At 42.8% G+C, this 1,361-nt stretch carries 1 protein-coding gene; it reads right to left on the bottom strand.

Annotated elements, in window-relative coordinates; all coding sequences use genetic code 11:
- Window positions 1-240: 240 nt before the first annotated feature.
- Window positions 241-1,275: an IS110 family transposase gene (locus tag WA256_RS21010; RefSeq protein WP_335993306.1), complete on the bottom strand. Its 1,035-nt coding sequence runs from the start codon at window positions 1,273-1,275 to the stop codon at window positions 241-243.
- Window positions 1,276-1,361 lie beyond the last annotated feature (86 nt).

Below are 1,361 nucleotides of genomic sequence, written 5' to 3' on the forward strand. Positions count from 1 at the left end.
ACCTTATATGGACTCCTCCTATTGCACAATACCCTTCGTTAATTTTGTCAGACTGCGTACTTATATGCGGGCTCATAATGAGGAGCTACCTCGGCCCTTTGATGTATTCGCGCCCTTGTGCCTCTTCTCCTACTCGGTGTTTTAACACGCCAGGTACTTTACAGGCTATCAAGGGTGGGTCTAACCGCTTAACGCAGGTTCTTGGTCAATACTGTTGTTTCTGTTATTGAAGGCTAAATATTAATTGGCTAGTAAACTGGGTTCATAACTCGTGCCCTTTTTCAGCATGGCATACGCTGTTCTAACTGTTTTATTTGCTAACGCAATGGCGGCACACTTCACACCCCGTCTTTCAACTAATTCTTTGAGCCATTGTTCTTTTTTCGTTTTTGGCTCTCGATGCTTTAGCTGACTGATGACCGCTCTGGCTCCGAGAAACAAGTGGCTGCGTAATGTTATCTCGCCACGATATTTGGCTATATGACCTATTCTTACTTTTCCTCCACTTGAGTGTTGCCGAGGGGTGACACCAACATTGGCTGCCGCGTTACGTCCACTTGTAAAATGGGTTGTGTCACTTAAGCTTATTAATAAACCAACCGCTGTGATAGGCCCGACACCCTCAAGTGCCAGTAAACGTTCACACTGCTCATCTTGTTTTACTAAACCTGTCAGTAACTCATTTAATGTTTCTTTTAATGTTGATTGCGCTTTAAATAATTCATAGCACTGAGCTAGACACTGCCTTAAACCTACGGTTAATCCATTATCGCTATCCTCTAGAACCTCAGGGATAGCTTGCCTAAACGCGCATTCCGATTGCTTGATTACAATCCCAAATTCAAGTAACAAGCCTCTGATTTGATTAGCCAATTGCCGTTTCTGCTTTTCAGCTAACGCACGCATTCGCTCTATCGATTGTAGATTTTGCTGTGCTTGTGTCAGTGATTTACACGGGCGAACATTGGGTGAGAAAGAAGCCGCAGCTATTGCAATAACATCATTTGCATCCGTTTTCTGGCCAACTCTAAAAGCTTTGACAAATCGAGGGTCTAGAATCACGACTTCATGACCAACACTACGCGCTTTGCGTGCCCAATAATGAGCACCGCCACATGACTCCATGACAACTTTACAACAAGGAGAAGTGGTGAGTATGGTCAATAGCTCTTTTCTGCTTACCGCTTTATTACTTTGTAGTTTTTGATGAAGAAACTTACCGACTTGAAAAACATTTTTTGCCAAGTCGATGCTAATTAGGTTAAATTTTGACATGTATGGATTCCTTATTGGTAAAAGTAAATGTTCAATCTCTTTATACCGTACTCACCCTATTTGGGGGAGGAGTCCATACATCTCCT

Origin of the sequence: Pseudoalteromonas sp. CH_XMU1449-3, assembly GCF_037027245.1 — a bacterium.
Lineage (GTDB): Bacteria > Pseudomonadota > Gammaproteobacteria > Enterobacterales > Alteromonadaceae > Pseudoalteromonas > Pseudoalteromonas shioyasakiensis.

Excerpts from the sequence above, each read along its gene's own strand:
- WA256_RS21010 (WP_335993306.1), bottom strand. The coding sequence starts at position 1,275 with ATGTCAAAATTTAACCTAATTAGCATCGACTTGGCAAAAAATGTTTTT.